Here is a 24,977-nt window from a genome sequence, read left to right as displayed (position 1 = left end):
TGCGACATAGGGCGCACGGACAGCGCGTGATGCGTGTCGCGTGCGAATCCGTGCGCCCCTGTTGTCCCTCGGGGGTCAGAGCAGCCCGAGCCGCTCCGCGGCGGCGTCGGCGTCCACCGGAACGGTGACGGGCTGCGGCGCGCCTGCCACCGCCCAGTCGGGGTCCTTCAGGCCGTTGCCGGTGACCGTGCAGACGATCCGCTGGCCCGGGTCGACCTTGCCCTGCTCGGCGGCCTGCAGCAGTCCGGCGACGCTCGCGGCCGAGGCCGGCTCGACGAAGACGCCCTCCTGCGCGGCGAGCAGCCGGTACGCCGCGAGGATCTGACGGTCGGTCACCGAGTCGATCAGGCCGCCGGATTCGTCCCGCGCCTCCTCGGCGAACTGCCAGGACGCCGGGTTGCCGATGCGGATCGCGGTGGCGATCGTCTGCGGCTGCCGCACCGGGTGGCCCAGCACGATCGGCGCGGCGCCGGAGGCCTGGAAGCCCCACATCCGCGGATTGCGCGTCGACACGCCGTCCGCGGAGTATTCGCGGTAGCCCCTCCAGTACGCCGTGATGTTCCCGGCGTTGCCGACCGGCAGCACATGGACGTCCGGCGCGTCGCCGAGCGCGTCCACGATCTCGAAGGCGGCGGTCTTCTGCCCCTCGATCCGTACCGGGTTCACCGAATTGACCAGCGCCACCGGGTACTTGTCGGACAGGCCGCGGGCGAGGTCCAGGCAGTCGTCGAAGTTGCCCTCGACCTGCAGGATGCGCGCGCCGTGCACCAGCGCCTGGCCCATCTTGCCCAGCGCGATCTTGCCCTGCGGCACCAGGACGGCGCAGACCATCCCGGCCCGCACCGCATAGGCGGCGGCCGAGGCGGAGGTGTTGCCCGTGGAGGCGCAGATGACCGCCTGCGCGCCCTCCTCCTTGGCCTTGGAGATCGCCATCGTCATGCCGCGGTCCTTGAAGGAGCCGGTGGGGTTGGCGCCCTCCACCTTCAGGAAGACGTCGCAGCCCGTGCGCTCGGACAGCACCTGGGCGGGGACCAGCGGGGTACCGCCCTCGAGCAGCGTGACCACGGGGGTCGCCGGGCCGACCGGGAGCCGGTCCCGGTACTCCTCGATGAGGCCGCGCCACTGGTGGGTGGCCGGCACACGGCCGGCCGAGACTGCGTTCATCGCTGGGTTACTCCCCTTCCACACGCATGATGCTCGCGACGCCCCGGACGGTGTCGAGCCTGCGCAGCGCCTCGACGGTCGCCCCGAGCGCCGCGTCCGGTGCCCGGTGGGTGACGACGACGAGCGACGCCTCCCCGCCCTCCCGTCGCCCGCCGCCACCCTGTTCGGCGGCGACTCCGTCGCCGACCGGATTCCTGCCCTGCTGACGAACCGTGTCGATCGACACCTGGTGCTCGGCGAAGACCGTGGCCACCTGGGCCAGGACGCCCGGTTTGTCCGCCACGTCCAGGCTGATGTGGTACCGCGTCACCACGTCGCCCATCGGGCCCACGGTGAGCTGCGCGTACGCGGACTCGCCCGGCCCGGTGGTGCTCGCCAGCTTGTTGCGGCAGGTCGCCACCAGGTCGCCCAGCACCGCCGAGGCCGTCGGCGAGCCGCCCGCCCCGGGGCCGTAGAACATCAGCTGGCCGGCCGCCGCGGCCTCCACGAAGACCGCGTTGTACGCCTCGCGCACGCTGGCCAGCGGGTGCGTCAGCGGGATCATCGCCGGGTGGACGCGAGCGGTGACCGAGCGCCCGTCGGCGCTGCGCTCGCAGATCGCGAGCAGCTTCACCGTGCAGCCCATCCGCTGGGCCGAGGCGATGTCGGCCGCGGTGACCTCGGTGATCCCCTCGCGGTGCACGTCGCCGATGGTCACCCGGGTGTGGAAGGCGATGCCGGCCAGGATCGCGGCCTTGGCGGCGGCGTCGAAGCCCTCGACGTCGGCGGTCGGGTCGGCCTCGGCATAGCCCAGGGCGGTGGCCTCGTCCAGCGCCTCGGAGTAGCCGGCGCCGGTGGTGTCCATCTTGTCGAGGATGAAGTTGGTCGTGCCGTTGACGATCCCCAGCACCCGGTTGACCTTGTCGCCGGCCAGCGACTCGCGCAGCGGGCGGATCAGCGGGATGGCCCCGGCGACCGCGGCCTCGTAGTAGAGGTCCACCCCGTGCTCGACGGCCGCGGCGTGCAGCGCGGCACCGTCCGCGGCCAGCAGCGCCTTGTTGGCGGACACCACACTGGCGCCGTGCTCGAAGGAGGTGGTGATCAGCGAGCGGGCGGGCTCGATGCCGCCGATCACCTCGACGACCACGTCGATGTCCCCGCGTTTGACCAGGGCGGTCGCGTCCGTGGTGAGCAGTTCCGCGGGCACTCCCGCGCGCACCCGGTTGGGCCGCCGTACGGCGATCCCGGCGAGCTCCACCGGAGCGCCGATCCGCGCGGCGAGGTCGTCCGCGTGCGTCGTCATGATGCGCGCCACCTCTGAGCCGACCACACCACAGCCCAGCAGCGCCACCTTCAGCGGACGCGTACGCATCATCCGACCTCGCTTCGCGGTTTCAGCTCTTGCAAGCCTCTTGGACGGTCCCAGTCTCACGCACCGGACGGAAGTTTCCACGTGCTGTCCGGATCGCGAGACCGGTCTCCTTCTATGTGAGATTTCACGTCAGCCGACGTCGAGACGCAGGAGATCTTCTTCCGTCTCGCGCCGGACGATCACCCGGGCCGCACCGTCCTTGACGGCGACCACCGGGGGGCGCAGGGCGTGGTTGTAGTTGCTGGCCATCGAGCGGCAGTAGGCGCCCGTCGCCGGCACCGCCAGCAGGTCGCCGGGCGCCAGGTCCGCGGGGAGGAAGGCGTCGCGCACGACGATGTCGCCCGACTCGCAGTGCTTGCCGACGACCCGGGTCAGCATCGGCTCGGCGTCGCTCGACCGGGACACCAAGGCCACGCTGTACTCGGCGTCGTACAGCGCGGTGCGGATGTTGTCGGACATGCCGCCGTCCACGCTCACGTAGGTGCGCAGGCCCTCCAGCGGCTTGATCGTGCCCACCTCGTAGAGGGTGAACGCCGTCGGGCCGACGATCGCCCGGCCCGGCTCGACCGACAGCCGCGGGACGGCGAGCTCAGCCCCCCGGCACTCCCGGGAGACGATCTCCCCCAGCGACTTGGCGATCTCCTGCGGCTCGCGCGGGTCGTCGTCCGGGGTGTACGCGATGCCGAGGCCGCCGCCGAGGTCGATCTCCGGCAGCTCCACCCCGTGCTCGTCGCGGATCTGCCGCAGCAGGCCGATCACCCGGTGCGCCGCCACCTCGAAACCGGAGGTGTCGAAGATCTGCGAGCCGATGTGCGAGTGGATGCCGACCAGTTCGAGCGAGTCCAGGCGCAGCACCCGGCGCACCGCCTCGGCCGCGTCCCCGCCGCCCAGCGAGAAACCGAACTTCTGGTCCTCGTGCGCGGTGGCGATGAACTCGTGGGTGTGCGCCTCGACGCCGACGGTGACGCGGACCTGCACCCGCTGCCGCCGGCCCGCCTTCTGCGCGGCGTCCGCCACCCGGACGATCTCCTGGAACGAGTCCACCACGATCCGCCCCACCCCGGCCTCGACGGCCTGGCGGATCTCCGCGGTGGTCTTGTTGTTGCCGTGCAGCGCGATCCGGTCGGCCGGCATCCCCGCCGACAGCGCCACGGCGAGCTCGCCGCCGGAGCACACGTCGAGGTTGAGGCCCTCCTCGTGCAGCCAGCGCACCACGGCGCGGGACAGGAACGCCTTGCCCGCGTAGAAGACGTCGGCGTCCGCGCCGAAGGCCTCGCGCCAGGCGCGGCAGCGGGCCCGGAAGTCGGCCTCGTCCAGGATGTAGGCGGGGGTGCCGAACTCCTCCGCGAGGGCGCGGACGTCCAGCCCGCCCACGGTGGCGACGCCCTCGGCGTCCCGGCTGACGGTACGGGCCCAGACCCGGGGGTCCAGGGTGTTCAGGTCGGCGGGCGGCGCCGCGTAGTGGCCCTCGGGGAGGACGTCGGCGTAGCGGGGCCCGGCGGGGTGTGCGGAACGGCTCATCGTCTCGTGCTCTCTGCTCTCACAGGTGTCGGGGGGCGCTGATGCCGAGCAGGGTCAGGCCGTTGGCGAGCACAGTCCCGGCGGCGTCGGCAAGCGCCAGGCGGGCCCCGTGCACGGCCGAGGGTTTCTCCTCGCCCTTCGGCAGGACCGGGCACGCGTCGTGGAAGCGCAGGAAGGCGTCGGCGGTGCGCTCCAGCAGCCGCGCCACCCGGTCGGGCGCGCCGTGCCGGGCCGCGGCCTCCACGGTGCGGGGGAAGTCGGCGATCAGGCCGAGCAGTTCGGTCTCCGCGGGGTCCCGGCGGCCGGATGCGGCGCCTGGCTCCAGGCCCAGGTCGTGGGCGTTGCGCAGCAGGGCCCGGCTGCGGGCGTGAGCGTACCGGACCAGGAACAGGGGGTTGCTCTCGCGCTGCTCCAGGTGCTCCGCGGCGTCGGTGCGGGGGGCGTCCTCGGCGGGCGGGCGCAGCAGGGCCCAGGCGGTGGCGTCGGCGCCGAGGGTGCGGAGCAGCTCGTCCGGGGTCTGGCGTACGGGGTGCGGGCGGCGTCGCGCGGGCGGCTCGATGCCGGTGGCGGCGTGCAGTCGGTGGAGGGCGGCGGCGTAGGCGTCGGCGCGGGCTTCGCCGGTGGGCGCGGGAGGGCCGCCGACCTGGTGCTCCCCGAGGCCGTAGCGGCGGCCCTGCTCGCGGACGAGGGCGACGAGGGCCTCGTGGGACTCCCCCTGGAGGGTGATGTTGAGGAAGCCGGGTGCGGCGACGTCCACCCGGGCGATGCCGGGGGCGGCGGCGAGCCGGCGGCCGATGACGTCGGCGACGGCGAGCGGCGCTGCGCCGGTCAGGGGGGCGAGTTGCAGGGCCACGTTGGTGGCGTAGTCCCCGCACCCGGGGCGCGGTGGGCGGCGTACGACGACCCGCTCGGGTACCGGGCCCGTGAGGCTGAGCTCGTCGGCCTCGACGGCGCGACGGACCGTGGCGAGCACGGTGCGGGAGAGCTCAGCGGGGGTCACAGCGCAAGCGTAGGCGAGGAGGGGGGTGCGGACGCGAACGGGTTTCACCCTTTGGTCACCGCCGCTCACCGCCGGTCACGCACTGCCGGGGGTGCCTGCCGGCGCGCCTTCCTGGGAGGTGTCGGCGTCAGCGTCAACGCCAACGCCGACGAGCCGCCGTACGACGCGGATCAGCTCGCCGGGCTCGAAGGGCTTGCTGAGGAAGGCGTCGACCCCGGCGGCGACGGCGCTCTCCACCTCGGCCTGGGTGCAGGCGCTGACCACGACGATCCGCACGTCGCGGGTGCGGGGGTCGGAGCGGAGGCGGGCCGCGGTGCGTATCCCGTCGAGGCGCGGCATGACGACGTCGAGGGTCACCACGTCGGGGCGCACCTGATGCACGACGTCCAGGCATTCGGCACCATCGGCCGCGGTCACGACCTCGAAGCCCTCCAGCTCGAGGTTGACCCTGATCAGCTGCCGGATGACCTTGTTGTCGTCGACGACAAGCACCCGGCCGGACACGCCCGGCACATTCAGAGCCTAGGCGCGCCGGATCGGATGCGTCCGCGTTTTCCCCATTCCTTCCCCGACCAGGGGACGGCATGGCGGGTGCCGGACACGCCCCGCCGCCATGGGCTATGCCACGGGCACGCGGCTCGGGGCACGCTCTTCGTCGCGCCGCCTCCCGCAACCCGCTTCCCCGGAAACCCTGTACACGGACACCCCTTCCAGGCTGGTAAGGTTTCACCCGTCGCCGCCACGGTGGACGACACGCCCCCGTAGCTCAGGGGATAGAGCAACGGCCTCCGGAGCCGTGTGCGCAGGTTCGAATCCTGCCGGGGGCACCTCGCACGAGGTGCCAAAAGACCCCGCCACCAGCCAAGACGCTGAGTGCGGGGTCTTTGCGTATGCGCAGCCGTGTGCCGCCGAAAGTGGCCGTAGGACGGGGTCTGTGGACTATCCGTGCACGGGATCCTGAAGCATCGGTGCAGGTCAGTCCCCGAAAACGGCGAAGGCCCCCGGAGAGGTCCAGGGGCCAGGATCGCAGAAGTCCGCGGCTCGTCATTCACACTCGCGCAGCTGGTCCTCGTCCTCGATGCGGCGGTTCGCAACTTCCTGCCAGCCGTCGATGCAGTTGGCGTACCGACGCAGCAGTACCTCCACACTGTTGCCCGCCCGTTCGGCGACCTTGGTGGCGTCCACGCCGGCGTTCAGCCACGTCTACAGCGCCGAGTGCCGCAGGTCGTAGGGCCGCCGGGCGAGCGGCGATGCCGCCAGCGGTAGCGCTGGCAGGCGGGCCTCCTACCAGGCCCGGGCCGACGATCAGCGGACGAGCCGAATCGCATCCGGGTTCCACCATTACTCCGCCAATACACGACGGGGAAGCCGTCGCCCTCCAGGAACGTCATCTTCACCTGGACTGCGTGCCGCCCGTCGCGGTACCGGACTTTGTGCCAGGCCACGCCGTCACGCCACTGGCCGCCCACACGGACCAGGACCCGAGGCTGCTGCCCCGGGACCAAGCTCTCGTACTTCGGGATCTGGTCCAGCGGCCCCTCGCCACGGCGGATCCGGACCACGTCTCCGTCGAGGACGTGCTTCTCCACGGGCTCATCGCGGTCACCGACGCCCGGACCTCGAAAACCCGCGAGTGAACCGTGGCCCCGTCGGGTCCCCATCTGAGTAGGGTTGAAATACCAGGAGCATTTCGCACACGGGCCCTCATGCCGGTGTCGTGCCCGGCGAACGACCATCTCGGGCAAGCGGGAAAACGCGCCCGGAGTCAGGTCCGTGTCATGGATGTCGTACTCGATCGACCGCTCGTCGCTGATGGGCAGGATTCTTCACCACCGATGCCCCGCTTCGGCTGGCACTGAAGCCGGCCGGCGCCGCCCGGGGTCTTCTGGACGGAGCCTGGTGGCCTCGTTCTCGCGATCTCACCCGTGAACTCCCGGCGTTGATCGACACATTGGACCGTCGCTGGGCGCGGGTGACCCGAGTCGCGGAGCACCCCTCGCTCTGGCCTGTGATCCCGCACAGGGTGCCCGCCTCGGGACATGTCGTCCACGTCGGGTGGTTCGCCGAACAGGACCCGAACAAACTGCTGCTGCTCTCCTACACCACCGGCCGTCTGGATCTGTTGGTCGTTCCGCCGGAATGTGATCTGGCCGCAGCGACCCGGCTGATGGCAGCCGCGGGCGACCCCGGATGCCGGCTCACCGCGAGCGGTCTCATGGCGGACGACGAACGCCTTCGCGCGATAGGCATCGACCGCAGAGGTGAAGCCGACTGGGAGTCGGAGGGCGGAACTCCGTCCGCGGCCGATGCGGCCGCGATGATGCCGGGCCGTGCCGGGGGGATGTGGGCGTGATGAACATCCTCGTCGGCCTGGCCGTGCTCGTCGCGATGATCGTCGTGGGTACCTTCCTCATCCGTGCGCTCAACGAGCGCCATGACCAGCGGATCGCCGCTTTCCGCTACGGCGATCTCCTTCCGAACCGCCGTCGCCGGACCGTCGCCGTCCCAGAGGAAGACACAGGCGATTCCGCTGACTCACCGGCCGGGACGGTTCAGGAAGAGCCGCGAGGCGGAAGTCGTCGTCGGCTGCGAACCACAGGCGCGACGGCAGCGAGTGTCCAGCGACCCGCACGGCTGGTGGCCTCGCCCCGTCGTGTCACCGTCACGGACCGCCCGCCGTGCGCGGCGTACATCGTCCGGACGGCGCCGCCCCGGACCGCGCTCGCCGAGGTCCGTGTCATCGCCGCCTCCCCCAGAGGCCGCCCGCCGGGTCGCTGAAACGCTTCGACAGACCTTCGCGGGTACGGAACAGCACAGCTACCCGGCATCCCCCGACGGCGGCTGCCTGCACCTCCCGGTCGACACCACCCAGGCCCCGCTGACCGTGGAATCGTTCCAGTCCGGAGCGGGCACGGGAGACGCCGACCCCACCGGCCGTCCGCACGCGGGAGAGATTCCGCCTCGCGCGGCGGCGAGCCGCGGTGATACGGGCTATGCGGCTGCGGAGGCCCTCAAGCGAGCGGACGCCGCCCGGGCCCGCCGGGCCGACTGGCCGCCGGCAACCGCCTGGGGGGTGATTTACCGACCCGTACCCGATCGGGCGGCCGGCAGGCGGCTGGGGCCGGCGAACCCGGCCCGCCCGGCGTCACCCGACCGATCCGCGACAGCACCCTCGTCCGCGGGCTCGGGCTGTTCCCCGTGGGCGGGACCCATACGGCCATACCGGCGCGCGCCCGGACGTACGGCAGGCGCGGGGATGTGGCTCTATCGGTAATCGTGTCTCAGCGTCGGGAATTCGGCAGTAGTAGAATGTGGGGTGAACTGGCGCACTCTCACGTGCGGCAGTTTGGAAGGGCGACCCTGGCGTGTGAATGCGCCGGGGTCGTTGTGTTCACCGGTACGCCACGATCTCTATGCGTATTGGCGCCCCGGTCGAACGGGCACCGACCGCCGATCAGTACTGGGAGCCCGTTCGGAGATACGTGCCCGTGACCTGCAGCCATGCGCCGGGCCCGAAAAATCCCTCAATGATGTGCGGCGTGTTCTCAGAGACGCGCAGGATCCGCAAGGCCCCGCTGGCGTGCACGTCGTACTCGTACGTCGCCAGCCCTGGCTTGTCTTCGTATTGCATGTCCAGGGGCCCCTGGGAAGGCTCCGCAGGCGACCGCGCTTCAAGCACAAGCTTGACATAAACCGACATATCTTCACGATATCCCTGATCACCCGGCTGTCACACAAGCCCAGCGACGATCATGCCCCGGCCGCACCGTCACGTCGGATCGTCGGGTTCTCGGACGTGCCCGCATCCCCCGCGCGCCCCGGACGATCCGGATTGGTGCCTGTGTCAATGAGGATCTGTTCGGCCCCCGTGACATTGCCGGCCTCTACCGCCTTGGCCATCGCGGCGCGCGCGGCATCAGAAGTTGCCTGTGGCGGAACCACCAGCAGGGAGAAGTGGTCCCGGTCGCCACGGGTGATCAGGACCGTGTCGTCGCCGACGGGGAAGGAGTCGATGTGCACGATACGGTCGTCAATGGTCAGGCGCGTGGGGAGTTCGTCCCAGGCGCTCGCGTCCAGGCCGACACGCGTGATGGGGCCCACATGACGGACCAACTCGGTGATCAGGCTGGGAAGCTCCGCAGCGATGTCGCGGGAACGCGGCCACCACGCACCGTCGAGGATTCCCTGGCGGTCGCGGGTCGTCTCCAGCCTCAGCAGCGCCGTCCCGGGTTTCACCGCTCGCTGGATCTCTTCGGGGAGGATTCCGGGAAGCTGGGGGGTGTCGGAGTCGACCATGGCGTTCTCGCTCGTCAGCAGGCTGGCCACCGCGTACGCCGAGATCCCGAAGTCGATTCGGCTCGGCTGTCGGCAGGCCGCGTTCCTTGTCGCCTTCACCGTACTCCCCACACCGGCATGCCGACTGGCTCAAGCACAGATGGCGCTTGCCAAGGACGTCCTGCGCGTAGCTTCGGAGCTCAACAGGGCGCTCGGAGTCGGGTACTCAGTGGTCGAGCAGTTGCCGAGCAGGGCTGACCGCGACGGAGCCTGTGAACGGGCGAAGGCATGGTTCAGCGGCCCGCTCTCCGATGGCGTGCACCTGCTAAAGGTCACCTTTGCGACATGACCTCGGCGTCAAGGTCGACCCCACTTCGAGCAGACTCGTGCGCAGATATCCAATGTCCCCGATAGCGAGCGGAGAAATCTTCTGCACCTACTCGCCGCCGAGCCAGCTCAGGCCATCGAGTCACGTTGACGGACAGAATAAGGAGGCCCCTGGACAACTTGTCAGGGGCCCCAGATGTAATCAGGCGGGTGTCACTCGTACTCGCGTAACAGGTCCTCAATACGGCGGTTCGCTACCTCCTGCCGCCCGTCGATGCACTTGGCGTACCGACTCAGCAACACCTCCACGCTGTTGCCCGCCCGTTCGGCAACCTCGGTGGCGTCCACGCCAGCGTTCAGCCAGGTCGACAGCGCCGAGTGCCGGAGGTCATAGGGACGCTGGGCGAGCGGTGAGGCGGCCACAGCCGGCGGCAGCGCCAGTAGCCGAGCCTCGTGCCAGGCCCGGTAGTAGGAGGACGAGGAGACCACTCCCCCGCCCTCACTGAAGAACAGGCGCCCGTCACCGGCCGTCCCGAAGGTGTCCAGGTGTTCCCGGAGGATGGCCACCATCCTGGCGACCCCTGTGAGCGTATTGCCCCTTCTGGCCCACCGCGACCGGGGCCGCCACGGGGCTCGGACGCCCGCCTGCCGGGGCTTGACCGGCGGACATCCCCCGCCGCCTCCCGCGTCCCCGGTCGGCGGCCGGGGTCAGCCCCCGGCCAGCGGGACGAGGCGGAGGAAGGTCAGGGTCGGGGTCGTCGTGAGGTCGATGACTTCGTCCAGCTCGGTGACCTGGTGGGTGGGGGTCAGGACGAACAAGGCGTTCGACAGGAAGGCGCGTTCCGCGCGGGCGGCTTCCGTCAGCCGGACGAGGGGCGTGGCGGCGGGGTCCGCGTTGTGCCGCGTCACCTCTTCCCGGACGCGGAGGTGGAGGAGCTCGCGGGCGGTCATGCGGTCCGGGAGGCCGCCGATCTCCAGGGCCGTGAGGGGTTCGCCCCCGGCCGTCTCGTCCTGGAACGTCACCGTGGTCATCGGGCGGCTCGCTCGATCTGGCGGAGGATCGTCGGGTCGGTGATCCGGGAATCCGCCGCCAGCAGCGCCGCCTTGGACAGGATCAGCGCCAGCCGGTCGTCCTCGAAGGGCAGGAAGACGCCTCGGTCGGCCTTGCGCCGGGCGGGGACGATGCACAGGTACGCGTCGTCCGGTGCCATCAGCACGTTCGCGGAGCCCAGGTGGATCCGGTACGTCGTGAGATCCCCCCGGACCGTCAGGTAGCGGCCCTCCAGGGTGCAGCGGTCGGCGATCCTCAGGCGCGGCACGATGCGCTGCAGGGCCTCGCGGCGGATCTCCGCGTTCGCCGTCAGCTCCCCGAAGGACGCGGACCGCCAGTACGCGTCGTACCGGTCCTCCCCCCGGTCGGTCCACGTCGGGTCGGCCGCGATCGAGGTGACGCCCACGAAGAGGTCCACGTCGCGCATCGCCTCGCTGAAGACCAGCGGCGGCACTTCGGCCAGCGGGACCTCCCGCCAGCGCCGGCCGTCGCGGCGCTCGAACCTGACCTGGTCGGTCGCGGCGTGGTCCGGGGCGTCGCCGGCGTCGAAGCCGGCCGGCTCGTGGTGGAGGCACGCGCGCCACCCGCCGTCGCCGAACTCGCCTCGGGCCAGACCGTCGTGGCCGCCGTCGAAGTTGCCGAGGAAGCCGGCCTGCCAGCCGCGTTCCTTGAACAGCGCGTACAGCCTCGGGTAGTCGACGATGTGCGCGGCGAAGCGGTTGGAGTAGACGCCGGTCTCCTCCTCCGCCGGGGTCGGCAGGTAGATCTCCCGGAACGCCTGCTTGAACGGCTGCCGCAGCCCGGCGGCGACCACATGGGCGCGCCAGGCCGCGATGGCGTCCGGGGACGCGTGGACCGGGTGCCACAGCCGGATCTGCGAGGGCTCGCCCGGTGGCTCGCTCATGGGTGCCACGGCGTGCCAGTCGCCCTGGGCGTCCCGTGCCTCCCAGATCAGGCCCCGGGTGAGGACGCCGGTCACGGGGTGGTCGCGGTAGTGGCGGCGCCACTCCTCGTACGGCCAGGTGCGCCCGGCCGACATCAGCGCTTCGAGGCGGGCCCGCTCCCCCGACAGCGTGGCCCGTACCTGCTTGGTCAGGAGCTTGAGCTCGTCGAGTTCGTCCGCGCACCGGGCCTTGACCGCGGCGGGGGCCGTACGGGACGTCCGTCCGTCCGGGCCGGTGAAGGTGAGCCGTACGGTGGCGGCGTCGTCGATCGCCACCCGGGCGCGGTGGCCGGCCAGTTCGCGGACGAGGGTGCCGTCCGGGGACAGGCCGTGCCCGGGCACGCTGCGCTCGATCAGTTGTGCCGCAGTGATGCCCTGCCGTGCGGCGGCCGTCGCCAGGGCGGTGTCGAGCTGCTTGAGGAGCGCCCGGTGCTTGATTTTCGTCTTCAGCCGCCACAGGTCCTCCAGCGCGGCGGGGTCGTCGATCCCGGCGAGCGCGTTGATCGCCGCTCCCGCGAGCTTGAGGTCATCGATCACGTCGGATCCGGGTCCGCCGGTGCGCAGGGCGAGGGCGGCGAGGTGGCCGGCCGTGGCCGGGCCGGCGGTGAGCGAGGCGGCCCAGACGACGCCGCGCGCGAGGTCGCCGTCGTTCTGCCCGACGACGTAGTGGAGGTGGAAGCCGTCGCCGTGCCATGGGGTGGGCGCCCCGTCCGTCCTGCTGCACAGCGGGGCGTCCTCGGCGAGCGCCCGCAGCATCTCCGCCGTCGTGCCGCGCGCCGATGCCGCGTCGCTCAGCGCCAGGCAGGTCCTTCGCCAGCGCTGCGACGGGCGCGGCCCCGTCAGGCTCGCCAGGTGCCGGACGAGGGCGGCCAGTTCGGGCGTGGGCGCGGTGTCGGCGTGCTCGCGCAGCGCGGCGGCCCACAGGGCGTCCGCGGGGATCAGCTCGTCCGGCATGGCGGCGTCCTCGTCCGCCAGCAGCGCGCGCAGGCGCCGGCCGAGCTGTCCACGCGCGTCCGCGCCGACTTCCGCGGCCATGAGCCTTCGGTATGCCTGGCGCAGGTGGGGGGTGACCGCGCGGCGGCCGTCGGTGTCGAGCCGGTCGACGGCGTCGAGCACCGCCCCGAGGGATTCGGCGAGCCAGTGGCCCGCCCGGTACTCGCCGACGCGCAGCAGCATGACGGCGACCTCGTCGGACGTCCATCCGCGTTGGTGGGATACGAGGGACGCGACCCGGTCGCGGTAGTGCCACACGCCGGAGCCGTCCGGGCGGGCCATTAGCAGCAGGGACAGGGCGGCGGCGCGCAGTTCGTCGTCGGACCGGGTCGCGAGGCCCTCGTCGATCTCCGCGCGGATCCCCGCGTGCAGCTCCTCCAGCCGCCGGTACTCCCCCTTGCGGGTACCGGAGGCGAGCCGGAACTCCGCGCGGCCGCGGTCGAGGAGGTCGAGAAGCCACCGGGCGCGGTCGAGGGCGCCGGATCGTACGTCGTCGAGCGCGTCGTTTCTGCGGGCTTCGGCCGGCACGGTGTCGTACAGCATGCGGGAATGGTGGCAGCCGGGTCCGACAGCGGCCCCGCTCCGGGTGGGGCGGGGCCGGTCGGTGGCGGGGCGTCAACGGGTCATGGGGGGCGGTCCGGCGGGGGACCTGGGCGGGGCGGGAGGCTGCTGCCGGGGCTGGTCGCCCGTGTCGCCGCCGGAGGACTTGGGCTTGGCAGGCGGCTGTTCGGGCTGTACGGGCTCCTGCTGCGGGGGCTCGGAGGGAGGCTTCTCGGGCTGCTCGGGGGGCTTGGGCTGCTCGGGCGTCTTCGGCTGCTCCGGCTTTTCCGGCTGCTCCGGGGACTTCGGCTCCTCCTGCTTCGGGGACTCCTCCCGGGTGTCCGGGGACTTCGGCTCCTCCTGCTTCGGCGATTCCTCCTGCTTCGGCTCCTCGCTCTTCGGGGACTCCTTCTTGCCCTTCTCCGGCGACTGCTCCTGCGTGCCGGGCGACGTGGGCTCCTCCTTCGGCTGCTCCTGCTGTTTCTTCTCCTCGCCCGGCGGCGGCATCGTCGTCCCCGGCGGTTCCAGCTGCGAGCCCGTGGAGGGCGACGGCAGCACCGGCACCTGGGAGTCGGAGGTCCGGCCCTCGGGGGGCTCGACCTTGTGGTCGCGCTTGCCCTCGACCTTGCCGCTGGGGCGCTCGAACCAGCGCTTGCTGTCCTGGTCGTAGAGCGTCAGGGTCTTCATCGGCTTGTCGGACGGGACGACCGCCACCAGGCCCGCCGCGCGGAAGGTCGCCCACTGCCGGCCGCTGTACGTCGGCGTGCCGCCCACGGCGTCGGGTGCGCTCAGCGGGTTGCCGCAGGTGCAGCGGACGACGGGGACTCCGCGGTTGTCGACCATGACGGGGGTGCCGGCCTGGAGGATCGCCTGGTAGTTCGTGGCCTTGCCGTCCTTGAAGCCGTGGCTGGTGACACGGGTGTCCCAGTTCAGCTGAACGGGCGTCAGCGCGCGCAGATGCGCGGGGAGGTCCTGCAGCTCGACCTTGAGGGTCTCTGCGAAGGCCTTGCTGCGGGCCGGGGCGCCGGTGAGGTACGAGATCTGCCTCTCGACGTCGCAGGCGGCCTCGTTCTGCTTGCCGCTGTAGAGCCCCGGGTGGGCTCCGCTGACCTTGAGGGTGCCGCCGGGGGCGGAGGACTCGTTGGGGGTGATGGTCGGGGTGACCGCGGTTCCCGGCTCGCCCGCCGTGGAGGGGGTGAAGGGGTCCGGGCCTGCGGCGGAGGCGTTCTGGAGGAAGATCTCGCCGCCGCCCTTGGTGCCGCCGAGGAACGAGAAGGCGAAGATCACCGCGACCGCCACGACCATCGCGGTGCCCGCGGTGAGGAGGGTACGGCGGGCCCGCCACCACGGGGCGGGGGGTCCGCGGTGGCGGCCGGGTTCTCCTGGCTCGCCGCCGCGCCCCGCGCCGCTCGGCGGGCCCGGGGGGCCGGGTGGTCCGGCCGGTGGAGGGGTGCCGGGAGGTGGCGCCGCAGGTGGGGGCGGGGGCCCCGGTGTCACCGGCGGGTGCTCTCCCGACGGCCGGCCGGACAGCGGTCCGGACGGAGGGCCGGCGGGGCGATCGGGCGGAGGAGGTATGGAACTCACGGCACTCTCCCCAGACGTAGGGCATCGGGAATGTGAGGTGGATTCCCGTGCGCCCTCCCATCCCATTATGTGCGCCCTCGCCGGGAGGAGTGAACCGGCCACGGGATTCCGGAACGGCTCGATGTTTCACGGGCGTTTCGGCAGTGGGGGATTCGCGAAACTCCCTCCGCCAGGGAACCGGAGCATATCGCGGGTCACGTCCCGCCCTTTCGTGGCTTGACCGCCCGCACCGGCTCTGACCTGCTGCGCAGGTGGTCCCTCGGGTCCGGGACGAGAATCGGTACATGGAAGCAGTGGGATACTCCAGCGCGAACACCGGCCTCTTGCTGATCGACCCGTACAACGACTTCCTGTCCGACGGCGGAAAGCTGTGGGCGCGCGCGAAAACGGTGGCCGAGCAGGTGGGGCTGCTCGACCACATGCGGCAGGTGCTCGCGGCCACCCGGGCCCGCGATATCCGGACGTTCTTCGTCGCGCACCGCCGCACCGCCCCGGGGGACTACCAGGACTGGGAGCACCTGTCCCCCGCGCAGGAGGCGAGTGTCAAGGGCCAGATCTTCGCGCGGGACTCCTGGGGCGGTGAGTTCCATCCCGACTTCCAGCCGGTCGACGGCGAGATCCGGGTGCACGAGCACTGGTCGTCGAGCGGCTTCGCCAACACGGACCTGGACTTCCAGCTGAAGCAGCACCGGGTGTCGCGGATCGTGCTGATCGGGATGCGGGCCAACACCTGCATCGACACCACGGCGCGCTTCGGCCAGGAACTCGGCTACCACGTGACCCTGGTGCGGGACGCGATCGCCGCCTTCAGCCCGGCGGAGATGGAGGCGACCTTCGAGGTGAACGCGCCGGTCTACGCCCACGCCATCCTCACCACGCAGGAGTTCCTCGACGTGCTCCCGCCCTGCCCCGAGGAGTACGGGGCGGGGCGGTAGCGGCGGAGTGCGTCAGGGCTGCGGGGTGAGCCAGCGGTCGTACCACGCAAGGCTGCGGCGCAGCAGGTCGAGCAGGTGGCCGCGTCCGCCGATCATATGGCCCTCGCCGGGGTAGACGGCGAACTCGTGCGGGACGCCGTGGTGGCGCAGGGCGCGGTGCAGGAAGACACCCTGGGAGACGGGCACATTGGTGTCGTCCTCGCCGTGGAGGATCAGGACCGGGGTGCGGATGCGGGAGGCGTACGAGATGGGGCTGACGCGGTCGTGGACGTGGGGCCCGGGGCCCTCCCAGCCGACGCTTCCGCTGCCCGCCGACTCATGGATGGCCCCGTACTCGCCGGTCGCCGCCAGCATGCCCCAGTCGCTGATGCCGGCGCCCACGATCGCGGCCTTGAAGCGGTCGGTCTGCGTGACGGCCCAGGCGGCCAGGTAGCCGCCGTGGCTCCAGCCGCCGATGCCGAGGCGGCCGGGGTCGGCGACGCCCTGGGCGACGAGGAGGTCGATGCCCTCGGTGATGTCGGTCCACTCGGCGCCGCCGATCGCGCCGTCCACCGCGGTGGCCGCGAAGGCGTGGCCGTGGCCCTGCCCGCCGCGGGGGTTGGGGAGGAAGACGGCGTAACCGGCCGTGGCGAAGAGCTGGCCGGGGGGCAGATCGATGTGGAACTGCCATTCGTCGGTGTAGCGCCCGTACGGGCCGCCGTGCGCGAAGGTGATCATCGGGAAGGGGCCGTCCTCGCGGGTGCGGCCGGGTGGCAGGAGGAGCAGGCCGTCGAGGGCGAGCCCGTCGGAGGCCTTGTAGGAGAGGCGTTCCTGGCTGCCCCAGGGGAGGCCGCGGATCTCGGGCCTGGTGTCGCTGATCCGGGCGAGCGGGCCGTCGGGCGGTCCGGCGTGGACGTCCTTGGGCTCGTACGCGGTGCCCGCGAGCACGGCGACCGTCCCGCCCGTGCGGTCCGCGGTGAGGGCGTGGACGATGCCCTGGCGGGTGTGCAGACGGCGGAAGCGCCGCTCACCGGGGTCGAGCCGGAACAGCGCGGTGTCCAGGCCGTCGGCGAAGACGGCCAGGGGCGGGCCGTCGGCGACCTGGAGGAGTTCGGTGGGGCAGACGGTCATGCCGGCGGTCAGATCGCGGGCCTCGGGCGGTACCTGGTGCCCGGGGTCCGCCGGGACCGCGCGGTCCAGGACGGCCGGGGAGCCGACCAGTCCGGGCGGGGTGGTGGCCAGATGGGCGAGGTGCCAGCCGTCCCCGGCCCGCCACCAGACCGGGCGGCGCGCCGCGTGCCCGGCCGGGCCGAGGTCGTGGACGGTGAAGGCGGCGGTGTCGACGAGGTGGAGCCGTGCGGTCAGTGAGCCGGGGTCCTCCTCCGCGCACTCCCAGGTGAGCACGGCCAGCATGCCGCCGTCGGGGCGCTCGGCCACCTCGACGACGTGCCGGTCGCCGAGGCCGTCGACGGTGCGGACGGCGCCGCTGTCGAGGTCGAGCAGGCGCAGGCGGGCGGAGGGCTCGGGGCCCGTCCGCTCGGTCCACACCATCACGTCGTCGTCCTCGTCGTCCTCGGGTTCGCCAGGTTCGCCGGCGGCGATCAGGGCGACGATGCGGCCGTCGGCGAGGGGCAGGTGGTCCGCGATGCCGCCGGGCCAGGCGGTGAGGGCCTCGGCGGGGCCGTCCGGTCCGCCGTCTTCGGCGAGGCGTACGCGGTGCAGTTGCCCGGCGGTGGTGAACAGGACGGCCGCCGAGTCGGGGGCCCAGCGTGGGGCGCCGATCCAGGTCGTGCCGTCGGTCAGCCGCCGTGCCGGTGCGCCGCCGTCGGCGGGTACCGCCCACAGGGCACTGGCCGGGCGGTCCGCCATGGCGAGGGGCCGGGCCGTGTGGACGACGGTGCGGCCGTCCGGGGACACCGCCGGGAACATCGGTATCACGCTGTCCACGACCGTCCGCGCCAGGGTTTCGCTCTGTGCCGTCAAAGTGCCCTCCACAGTGTCCACTTGGGCCTCGCCCTCCTTCTGGAACCGGGGCACATCCTGCCGCAGCCCGCGGTCCGCGCCGCGGCCGGGGCGCGGACCGCGGGGATGGCGCCACCCGGGCACATATGGTTAGGTTAGGCAAACCTAACTTAGCTACCGCGGAGATCCGGATGCGCAGCAAGACCACCGTCCCCCTCGCTCCCGCCCGGCCGACGCGCGCCGAGCGCATCCAGTCCGTCCTCGCCTCGGCCCACTCCATGACCGTGGTCACCGACCGCGAACGCACGGAGGTGACCCGGCTGACCGCGCGGGCGCTCGCCGGCCACGTCCATCTGCACCCCCTGGAGACGGCCTCCGGCCCCGAGGACACGCCGATCTCGCTGGAGTTCACCGACGTCGCCCCCACCCCGGTACGGGACCGGGTGCGGGCCCGCGTGACCGTCATGGGCTGGACGGCCGCGCCGTACCGGGCGGACGCCCCGGCCGGCCAGTGCGTGCAGTTCGCGCACGCGACGCTGGAGACGGCGGAGGGCACCGCCTCCGTGGGCCTGGCGGAGCTGGCGACGGCGGAGGCCGACCCGCTGGCGACGGCCGAGGCGGGGATGCTGACGCACCTGGTGGACGACCACGCGGAGCTGGTGCCGCTGCTCCTGCGGCTGGTGCGGCCGGCCCCCGTCCCCGGCGCGCGGCGGGTCCTGCCCGTGGCCGTCGACCGTTACGGGATCACGCTGCGCGTGGAGTACGGGAACGGCCACACCGACGCCCGGCTGCCCTTCCCGACCCGGCTGGAGGGCGCGGACCAGGCGGGGAACCAGATCCAGGCGCTGCTCCACAGCGCGCGGCGCGCCTCGCACCGGGGGCGGCTGTTCGCCGGCTGGTGATCCGACGGCGGGCGCAGCGCGGCCCCTCGTCGCAGCGCCCCGCCCTGTCGTACCCCTCTGTCACATTGGAAGCGTCCGGTTCGTCAGTGCGCCGAAAGAACGCGACGAGGAATGGGGACCGATGGACGGCGAGGAGTTCCTGGCGGAGCGGTTCGAGGACAACCGCGCGCACCTGCGGGCGGTGGCCTACCGCATGCTCGGGTCGCTGACCGAGGCGGACGACGCCGTGCAGGAGGCGTGGCTGCGGCTGAACCGGGCCGGAGCGGACGGGATCGAGAACCTGGGCGGCTGGCTGACGACCGTGGTGGGCCGGGTGTGCCTGGACATGCTGCGCTCGCGCACCTCCCGGGGCGAGTCGCCGCTGCACGACGTGCGGGTGCCCGACCCGGTGGTGAGTCCGCCGGACGCGGCCGGCGACCCGGAGCAGGCGGCGCTGCTGGCGGACTCGGTGGGGCTGGCGCTGCTGGTCGTGCTGGAGACGCTGTCGCCCGCCGAGCGCCTCGCCTTCGTGCTGCACGACATGTTCGCGGTGCCCTTCGAGGACATCGCCCCGATGGTGGGGCGCACGCCGACGGCGACGCGGCAGCTGGCCAGCCGGGCGCGGCGCCGGGTGCAGGGGGCGGCCCCGGTGCCGGACGCCGACCTGGGCCGTCAGCGGCAGGTCGTCAGGGCGTTCCTGGCGGCCTCGCACGCGGGTGACTTCGAGGCCCTGGTCGCGGTACTGCATCCGGACGTGGTGCTGCGCGCGGACACCGGCGCCGCCTTCCCCGGGGCGACCCGGGAGGTGCGCGGCGCACGGACGGTCGCGAGCCAGGCGCTCGCCTTCCGGCACGCGGCTCTGCACGCGCGGCCGGCGCTGGTCAACGGGGCACCGGGGGTGGTCACCGTGGCGGAGGGCCGGGTGGTGTCGGTCCTGGGCTTCACGATCGTGGACGGCCTCGTCGTCGAGCTGGACATCCTGGCCGACCCCGAGCGGCTGGCCGGGCTCGACCCGGCGGCGTTCGGAGAATAGCGCACACGTTCGATTGAGGGGCTACCCTGGAACCATGACCGCACCGCTCCAGGGATCGCTCTTCGACCAGACCGACGAGATGCTGCTCGGTCCGCTGGACGACCTCAGGCGGACCGCGCTCGGCGGCGGGGCCTGGCTCGACCTGCTGCCCGGGTGGCTGCGGGGGGCCGACGCCCTGTTCGGGGAGCTGGCCGGCTCGGTGCCGTGGCGGGCCGAACGGCGCCAGATGTACGAGCGTGAGGTCGACGTGCCCCGGCTGCTGGCCTTCTACGGGGAGGGCGACCCGCTGCCGCACCCCGTCCTCGACGAGGCCCGCGCCGCCCTCGACGCCCACTACGCGGACGAGCTCGGCGAACCCTTCGTCACGGCGGGGCTCTGCTTCTACCGGGACGGCCGGGACAGCGTCGCCTGGCACGGCGACCGGACGGGACGGTCGGCGACCCAGGACACTATGGTGGCGATCCTGTCCGTCGGCGACCCGCGCGACCTGGCGCTGCGGCCCCGCGGCGGGGGCGCGGCCACGATGCGGCTGCCGCTGGGGCACGGCGACCTCGTGGTGATGGGCGGCTCCTGCCAGCGCACGTGGGAGCACGCGATCCCCAAGAGCACCCGCGCCGTGGGGCCGCGGATCAGCATCCAGTTCCGCACGCGCGGCGTCCGCTGAATCCTCCGCCCGCCCCCCCCGACCATGGGGAACGGCCCCTTCTCCGTTCCACCATTGCCCCGCGACCGGGAGTCGACGTCCTGGAGGGCCCGGCGACGGGCTGACGGGGAGAGCGCGGAGGGCCCGTGGAACGGGGACGGACAAGGCAGCGGTGACTGCACCGGCGGCGGGGAGACGTTCTTCCAGCCCGTGACGGACGCCCTCGCGGTGTACGGCGCCGAGATCGGCTGACCCCGCACCGCGCCACGCCGGCGCCGGGCGCCGGCGGGAACCCGGGTGGCGACGTCGAGCCGGGCGCCGGCGACCGAGCCGGTCCGCGCGGTCACGTACGGCGACCGGGGGTGGGTGGCCGCGCGGGCGTCCGGCGGCCGGGGCGCGGCCGGTCCGGGACGCCGCGGGCGGCGGGAGACTCAGTGCGGCGTCGCCCGTGAGGGGACGTCGTGGCGCTGGTGCCCCCCCGTCGCGAGCATGCGGACTTCTCCCCGGTCGCTGATCTCGGCCTGGACGATGCCCGTGTCGTCGCTGTACACCGGGTGCCCCCCGGCGCCCTTGCGCTCGGTGCGCTTGACGACCACGGTGTCGCCGGAGACGGGGAAGGTCAGATCGTAGGTTTCGGCATGACTCATGAGGGGAACCTCCTGTCTCCGCCCATATGACGATTTATGCCCAGAGAATCCCCGGCCAATGACACCGGTCATGACGTCCGCTGTGGCGCCGGATCGACCCCGTGGGAGAGTGGAGCGGTGTCGATCATCAAGGGGGAACGCATGACGCACCTCACCCACGTCGCGGCTCCGGAGGGTGTGCTCCCGGGCCCCGGCTACAGCCACGTCGTGTGGGGCGAGGGCCGGTTCGTCGCCGTGTCGGGCCAGATCGCGGTGGACGAGCGGGGTGAGCTCGTCGGAGCGGGCGACCCGGCGGCCCAGGCGCGCCAGGTCTTCGCCAACCTCGACCGCTGCCTGGCGGCCGCCGGGGCGGGCTGGGGCGACGTGGTCAAGCTGACCTTCTTCGTCACGGACGTCGCCTTCCTGCCCGCGGTCCGCGAGGCGCGCGACGCGTACGTCGACACCGAGCGGCCCCCGGCCAGTTCGGCGGTACAGGTGGCGGCCCTCTTCCGGCCCGAACTGCTGCTGGAGGTCGAGGCGTTCGCGATCGTCCCGGCCGCGTCCACGGTCCCGGCGGCCCGGCCGTGACCCTGGTCCCGGAGCGGTTCACCGTGGCGGCGGCGGCCCGGCGGCTCACCCCGCCGGGGCCCGGCGATCCGCCGCGGCTGTGCCTGGTGGACACGGCGGCGAACGCGGCCGCCGCCGTCCACCTGGCGCCCGGACTGCTGGACCGGGAGGAGCGCGAGCGGGCCTCCGCCTTCCACTTCGACCGCGACCGCACCAGCTATGTCACCGCGCACGTGGCGCTGCGCCTGCTGCTGGCGGCGTATCTGGGGACGCGGCCCGGCGCGGTGCCGCTGACCCGGGAGACCTGCCCGTCCTGCGGCGGCCCGCACGGCCGCCCCGCCGTGGAGGGCGGCAGTCCGCACTTCTCGCTCTCGCACTCCCGGGAGCTGACGCTGCTGGCCTTCGCCGCGAGCCCGGTGGGGGTGGACGTGGAGGCGCTGCCCGGCCAGGAGGCCGTGGACGGCGTGTGGCGTTCGCTGCACCCCGCGGAGGTGGACGAGCTCGGCGTGCTGCCTCCGGTGGAGCGCCGGGAGGCCTTCGCGCGTGCCTGGGCGCGCAAGGAGGCGTATCTGAAGGGCCTGGGAACGGGCCTGTCCAGGGACCCGTCCGAGGACTACGTGGGCTCCGGCACCGCCCCGGCCGCGGGCCCAAAGGGCTGGTGGCTCTCGGATGTCGCCGTCGGGGACGGCCACCGCGCGGCCGTCGCCGTACGGCTGGGCTGAGGCCCCCTCCCGCGGCCCGGTCCGGTGCCGGGGAGTCCTTCGAAGCGCGGCGCGGTGCGGGCGCGAACCCCCACCGCGCGGGCGTTCAGCGGCGGTAGCGGCGCACGGCCGCGACGAGGACCGCGCCGGCCACGAGGGCGACGCTCGCGACGCCGCCCAGGCCGGTGAGGACCCGGCCCCGGGGGCCGGTGTCGGCGAGCGCGGGGCGTTCCGCGGAACCGGACGCCGTGCTGTCGGCGGCCTCGCGGATCATCCGGACGACGGCGTCGGGGTGGGAGAGCATCGCGACGTGCGAGGAGTCGATCTCGACGGTGTGCGAGCCCGCCCGCTCGGCCCCGAAGCGCTCCAGTGCCGGGTTGATGGCGTGGTCGCGGGTGGCGACCAGCGCCCAGGAGGGGATGGTCCGCCAGGCCGCACCGGGTGCCTTGTCGGTGAACGCCCGCAGCGCGATCGGCCGTTGCTCGGCGGCCATCAGCCGGGTCGCCGCCGCGGGCAGGTCCGCGGCGAAGACCTTGCGGAAGACCGAGTCGCGGATGTAGATGTCGGTGCCGCTGCCCGTCCCGTCCCGGTACGGCACGGGACGCTGGGCCGAGTCGAGGTCGCTCGGCGCGAACCGCGAGGCGAGCGCGCCCAGGCTCTCCCCGGCGTCCGGCATGAACGCCGAGACGTAGACCAGTGCCCTGACGTTCGGGTTGCCCGCCGCGGCGCCGCTGATCACCGCGCCGCCGTAGGAGTGGCCCGCGAGCACGATCGGGCCGTCGATGCTCTTCAGCACGCTGGCCGTGTAGGTGGAGTCGCCGACCAGCCCGCGCAGCGGGTTGGCGGGGGCGACGACCTTGTAGCCGGCGTTCTCCAGGCGCTCGACGACCGGGTTCCAGCTCGACGCGTCGGCGAAGGCGCCGTGCACCAGCACGACGGTCGGCCGGGCCCCGCCGGCGGCGCCGTCGGCGACGACCGAGGCCGCGAGGGCGGGGGCGGCGGCGAGCGCCGTCGAGGCGAGCGCCGCGACGAGCGAGCCCGCGCGCGCTATGTGACGTCGGTTCAGCGGTGCGGGGGAGGAAGGCCCAGCCATGCTGCTCTCTCTTCCGGCCGGAGGGACTGCTGTCGCCTCCCAGCCTTGGCCCGCCGTGCCCGTCCCGCCCGTTCCCGGGGGACGGACGAGTGACGGCGGGTCGCCGGCTCTTCCTCCGCGCTCCGCGGACGCGAAACACCGGCGTCATCGAACACGGATATGATCCGCCTCACACAAGATCCCGGACGGCCGGAAACGTGCGCTTCCGCATGCCTTCCTGCCGCGCCCCATGCATGAGGGGAGCGTCCGTTGGCCCTCCGAATATGGCTCAGCAGCGCGGGGGTGGCCACCACCCAGGTGATGCGGATGCTGCGCGGCAACCCCGACTCCGTGGACGTCCGCATCCACGGGACCAACGTCGACCCCTCGGCACCCGCCCTGGCCGCGTGCGACGTGGCCGAGGTGGAGCCCCGTCACGTCGGTGACGACGCCTATGCCGACTTCGCCCTCGACTTCTGCCGCCGGCACGGGATCGACGTCCTCGTGCCGCCGCGCCGGCTGACCGCGCTGGCCGGACGGGCCGACGCGTTCGCCGCCGAGGGCACCCGGCTGATGTGCTCGCCGCTCGCCTCGGTCAAGGTGCTGACCAGCAAGAGCCGTACGTACGAGGAGGCGCTCGCCGCCGGCATCCCGGTGCCGCCGTGGCGGGTGGTGCGGGACGCCGACGGCCTGCGGGCCGCGGTGGACGAACTCGCGGCGACCGGCGAGACCCTGTGCATCAAGCCCGCCGGCGAGTACTCGGCCTTCGGCTTCCGGATCCTGGAGGACCGGCCGATGGGCATCCGCGACCTGCTCGCCCCCGCCAGACCCATGGCCTCGGTCGACGCGGTCGCCCAGGCGATGAAGCGGGCCGCGGACGAGGGCGAGCACGTTCCTCACATGATCGTCATGCCGTATCTGGAGGGCCCCGAGATCAGCGTCGACTGCCTGTCCGCGCCGGGCGGGCGGCTCCTGGCCGCGATCCCCCGGGCCAAGGAGGGCCGCTACCGGCTGCTCCTGGACGACCCCGGGATCACGGAGATCGCGCGCCGCCTCGTGGGGCACTTCAGCCTCGCCTACCTCTCCAATGTGCAGCTGCGCCACCGCAACGGCGAGCCCGTCCTCCTGGAGGCCAACCCCCGCCCCTCCGCGGGGATCTTCCAGACCGCCTTCACCGGCGTGAACCTCCCCTGGGCCGCCGTCCGCCTCCTCACCCGGGGCGACGCCGGCCTGCTCACCGCCCCCCGCCTCGGCGGCCGCGTCGCCGTGACGGAAGCGGTCACCGAGGTCCCTGACGTCCCGGAGGTCAGCGTGGCGTGAGCCGGGGGCACGAGGCACGCTGGAGGGAGGAAGGCAGGTGGCAGCTCATGAGCAGACTCGAAGAGCAGATCGACCTGAACGTTCCGACCGAGGTGGCGTGGCGGCACCTGCACCGCCTGGAGGACTACCCGCAGTTCGTCGGGGGCGTCCGGGAGGCGAGCGCCGCCGGGGACGGCAGGGCCCGGCTCGGCGTCTCGGGGACCGGCGGCGACTCGCTCGACGCGGAGTTCTCCGACCGCACCAAGGCCCGGAGCGACACCCGGGAGATGACCTGGCGCACCAGCGGCGGTGCCGAGATCACCGGGACGTGCTCGGTCCTCCCGATCGACGAGCAGCACAGCCGCGTCCAGGTCCGCATGGAGTACGACCCCGCCGAGATCCATGACGCCTTCGGCGGCCCCAAGGGCTTCGCCCAGGTCAGCGCGATCGAGCGCACGGTCCGCGGCGACCTGGAACGCTTCAAGGACCTCGTCGAGCGCGAGCACTAGCCGGACTCCGTGCGGCCCGTG

General features: G+C 72.9%; 25 protein-coding genes, 1 tRNA gene and 3 pseudogenes. 14 read left to right on the top strand and 15 right to left on the bottom strand.

The window, feature by feature from the left end:
• Positions 1–75 precede the first annotated feature (75 nt).
• From thrC to PV342_RS27425, 5 genes are all read right to left on the bottom strand, one after another.
• Positions 76–1,164, bottom strand: a complete 1,089-nt coding sequence (gene thrC / locus PV342_RS27445; RefSeq protein WP_500319016.1) for a threonine synthase — start codon at positions 1,162–1,164, stop codon at positions 76–78.
• A gap of 7 nt (positions 1,165–1,171) precedes the next feature.
• Complete coding sequence (locus PV342_RS27440; RefSeq protein WP_500319014.1) at positions 1,172–2,518, bottom strand: homoserine dehydrogenase; 1,347 nt, start codon at positions 2,516–2,518, stop codon at positions 1,172–1,174.
• Positions 2,519–2,644: 126 nt separating this feature from the next.
• Positions 2,645–4,036 (bottom strand): diaminopimelate decarboxylase, encoded by a 1,392-nt coding sequence (lysA, locus tag PV342_RS27435; RefSeq protein WP_018563542.1) that lies wholly within the window; start codon positions 4,034–4,036, stop codon positions 2,645–2,647.
• A 19-nt stretch (positions 4,037–4,055) separates the two neighbouring features.
• A complete protein-coding gene (gene nrtL, locus PV342_RS27430; protein ID WP_500319011.1) occupies positions 4,056–5,036 on the bottom strand; it encodes an ArgS-related anticodon-binding protein NrtL in 981 nt (326 codons plus the stop codon).
• 75 nt (positions 5,037–5,111) lie between these two features.
• A complete protein-coding gene (locus tag PV342_RS27425; protein ID WP_500319009.1) occupies positions 5,112–5,549 on the bottom strand; it encodes a response regulator in 438 nt (145 codons plus the stop codon).
• Positions 5,550–5,791: 242 nt separating this feature from the next.
• On the opposite strand from PV342_RS27425, the gene PV342_RS27420 reads away from it, so the two are divergent.
• Positions 5,792–5,863, top strand: a tRNA-Arg gene (locus PV342_RS27420).
• Positions 5,864–6,080: 217 nt separating this feature from the next.
• Here the strand turns inward: PV342_RS27420 and PV342_RS27415 are convergent.
• Positions 6,081–6,320, bottom strand: a pseudogene (locus PV342_RS27415) (tyrosine-type recombinase/integrase); the annotation flags it as partial.
• Positions 6,321–6,469: 149 nt separating this feature from the next.
• On the opposite strand from PV342_RS27415, the gene PV342_RS27410 reads away from it, so the two are divergent.
• The 3 genes from PV342_RS27410 to PV342_RS27400 all read left to right on the top strand — a co-directional run bounded on the left by PV342_RS27410 (position 6,470) and on the right by PV342_RS27400 (position 7,814).
• Positions 6,470–6,673: a hypothetical protein gene (locus PV342_RS27410; RefSeq protein WP_500319007.1), complete on the top strand. Its 204-nt coding sequence runs from the start codon at positions 6,470–6,472 to the stop codon at positions 6,671–6,673.
• Positions 6,674–6,885: 212 nt separating this feature from the next.
• Positions 6,886–7,389: a DUF5994 family protein gene (locus tag PV342_RS27405; protein WP_500319054.1), complete on the top strand. Its 504-nt coding sequence runs from the start codon at positions 6,886–6,888 to the stop codon at positions 7,387–7,389.
• Positions 7,389–7,814 (top strand): hypothetical protein, encoded by a 426-nt coding sequence (locus PV342_RS27400; RefSeq protein ID WP_500319005.1) that lies wholly within the window; start codon positions 7,389–7,391, stop codon positions 7,812–7,814. Before PV342_RS27405 ends, PV342_RS27400 begins: the two co-directional genes overlap by 1 nt.
• 676 nt (positions 7,815–8,490) lie before the next feature.
• Here the strand turns inward: PV342_RS27400 and PV342_RS27395 are convergent.
• Together PV342_RS27395 and PV342_RS27390 are read right to left on the bottom strand one after the other, a co-directional pair.
• Positions 8,491–8,736, bottom strand: coding sequence for a hypothetical protein (locus PV342_RS27395; RefSeq protein ID WP_400805648.1), 246 nt, complete (start codon positions 8,734–8,736; stop codon positions 8,491–8,493).
• Positions 8,737–8,786: 50 nt separating this feature from the next.
• Positions 8,787–9,332, bottom strand: a complete 546-nt coding sequence (locus tag PV342_RS27390; RefSeq protein ID WP_500319003.1) for a DUF5994 family protein — start codon at positions 9,330–9,332, stop codon at positions 8,787–8,789.
• On the opposite strand from PV342_RS27390, the gene PV342_RS27385 reads away from it, so the two are divergent.
• Complete coding sequence (locus PV342_RS27385; RefSeq protein WP_500319001.1) at positions 9,331–9,660, top strand: hypothetical protein; 330 nt, start codon at positions 9,331–9,333, stop codon at positions 9,658–9,660. The two genes, PV342_RS27390 and PV342_RS27385, sit on opposite strands and share 2 nt — an antisense overlap.
• A gap of 191 nt (positions 9,661–9,851) precedes the next feature.
• Here the strand turns inward: PV342_RS27385 and PV342_RS27380 are convergent.
• The 4 genes and pseudogenes from PV342_RS27380 to PV342_RS27365 form a co-directional block, all read right to left on the bottom strand.
• Positions 9,852–10,211 (bottom strand): annotated as a pseudogene (locus tag PV342_RS27380) (site-specific integrase); the annotation flags it as partial.
• 135 nt (positions 10,212–10,346) lie between these two features.
• Positions 10,347–10,670 (bottom strand): hypothetical protein, encoded by a 324-nt coding sequence (locus PV342_RS27375; RefSeq protein ID WP_500319000.1) that lies wholly within the window; start codon positions 10,668–10,670, stop codon positions 10,347–10,349.
• Positions 10,667–13,168 carry a DUF4132 domain-containing protein gene (locus PV342_RS27370; protein ID WP_500318998.1) on the bottom strand — a complete coding sequence of 834 codons (2,502 nt, stop codon included), beginning with the start codon at positions 13,166–13,168 and terminating at the stop codon, positions 10,667–10,669. The genes PV342_RS27375 and PV342_RS27370 overlap by 4 nt, the downstream gene beginning before the upstream one ends.
• A 72-nt stretch (positions 13,169–13,240) precedes the next feature.
• Positions 13,241–14,464 (bottom strand): DUF6777 domain-containing protein, encoded by a 1,224-nt coding sequence (locus PV342_RS27365; protein WP_500318997.1) that lies wholly within the window; start codon positions 14,462–14,464, stop codon positions 13,241–13,243.
• A 569-nt stretch (positions 14,465–15,033) separates the two neighbouring features.
• On the opposite strand from PV342_RS27365, the gene PV342_RS27360 reads away from it, so the two are divergent.
• Positions 15,034–15,684, top strand: coding sequence for a cysteine hydrolase family protein (locus PV342_RS27360; protein ID WP_361001423.1), 651 nt, complete (start codon positions 15,034–15,036; stop codon positions 15,682–15,684).
• 12 nt (positions 15,685–15,696) lie between these two features.
• On the opposite strand, the gene PV342_RS27355 is transcribed toward PV342_RS27360, so the two are convergent.
• On the bottom strand, positions 15,697–17,667 hold the full coding sequence (locus PV342_RS27355) for a prolyl oligopeptidase family serine peptidase (protein WP_500318995.1): 1,971 nt from the start codon (positions 17,665–17,667) through the stop codon (positions 15,697–15,699).
• 149 nt (positions 17,668–17,816) lie between these two features.
• Between PV342_RS27355 and PV342_RS27350 the strand changes: the two genes are divergently transcribed.
• From PV342_RS27350 to PV342_RS27335, 4 genes and pseudogenes are all read left to right on the top strand, one after another.
• Positions 17,817–18,527 (top strand): DUF2470 domain-containing protein, encoded by a 711-nt coding sequence (locus PV342_RS27350; protein ID WP_500318993.1) that lies wholly within the window; start codon positions 17,817–17,819, stop codon positions 18,525–18,527.
• A gap of 121 nt (positions 18,528–18,648) precedes the next feature.
• On the top strand, positions 18,649–19,539 hold the full coding sequence (locus tag PV342_RS27345; RefSeq protein WP_500318991.1) for a sigma-70 family RNA polymerase sigma factor: 891 nt from the start codon (positions 18,649–18,651) through the stop codon (positions 19,537–19,539).
• Between the two features lie 34 nt (positions 19,540–19,573).
• On the top strand, positions 19,574–20,203 hold the full coding sequence (locus PV342_RS27340; protein ID WP_500318989.1) for an alpha-ketoglutarate-dependent dioxygenase AlkB: 630 nt from the start codon (positions 19,574–19,576) through the stop codon (positions 20,201–20,203).
• 105 nt (positions 20,204–20,308) lie between these two features.
• Positions 20,309–20,434: pseudogene (locus PV342_RS27335) on the top strand (S1 family peptidase); the annotation flags it as partial.
• A gap of 179 nt (positions 20,435–20,613) precedes the next feature.
• Here PV342_RS27335 and PV342_RS27330 read toward each other — a convergent pair.
• A complete protein-coding gene (locus PV342_RS27330) occupies positions 20,614–20,829 on the bottom strand; it encodes a DUF6296 family protein (RefSeq protein WP_018563588.1) in 216 nt (71 codons plus the stop codon).
• A gap of 141 nt (positions 20,830–20,970) precedes the next feature.
• Here PV342_RS27330 and PV342_RS27325 point away from each other — a divergent pair, with 141 nt between their 5' ends.
• Together PV342_RS27325 and PV342_RS27320 are read left to right on the top strand one after the other, a co-directional pair.
• Positions 20,971–21,396, top strand: coding sequence for a RidA family protein (locus PV342_RS27325; RefSeq protein WP_500318987.1), 426 nt, complete (start codon positions 20,971–20,973; stop codon positions 21,394–21,396).
• Entirely contained in the window at positions 21,393–22,097 is a 705-nt protein-coding gene (locus PV342_RS27320; protein ID WP_400805630.1) for a 4'-phosphopantetheinyl transferase family protein, read from the top strand. Before PV342_RS27325 ends, PV342_RS27320 begins: the two co-directional genes overlap by 4 nt.
• An 85-nt stretch (positions 22,098–22,182) precedes the next feature.
• Here the strand turns inward: PV342_RS27320 and PV342_RS27315 are convergent, their stop codons facing one another.
• A complete protein-coding gene (locus PV342_RS27315) occupies positions 22,183–23,169 on the bottom strand; it encodes an alpha/beta fold hydrolase (protein ID WP_400805628.1) in 987 nt (328 codons plus the stop codon).
• Positions 23,170–23,418: 249 nt separating this feature from the next.
• On the opposite strand from PV342_RS27315, the gene PV342_RS27310 reads away from it, so the two are divergent.
• Positions 23,419–24,468: an ATP-grasp domain-containing protein gene (locus PV342_RS27310; protein WP_386997735.1), complete on the top strand. Its 1,050-nt coding sequence runs from the start codon at positions 23,419–23,421 to the stop codon at positions 24,466–24,468.
• Positions 24,469–24,515: 47 nt separating this feature from the next.
• Entirely contained in the window at positions 24,516–24,956 is a 441-nt protein-coding gene (locus tag PV342_RS27305; protein WP_018563593.1) for an SRPBCC family protein, read from the top strand.
• Positions 24,957–24,977: the final 21 nt, after the last annotated feature.

This window comes from Streptomyces sp. PA03-3a, assembly GCF_033792735.1.
Classification (GTDB): domain Bacteria; phylum Actinomycetota; class Actinomycetes; order Streptomycetales; family Streptomycetaceae; genus Actinacidiphila.
Note: the sequence above shows the minus strand (reverse complement) of the source record. Positions and strands in the feature narration are given on the sequence as shown.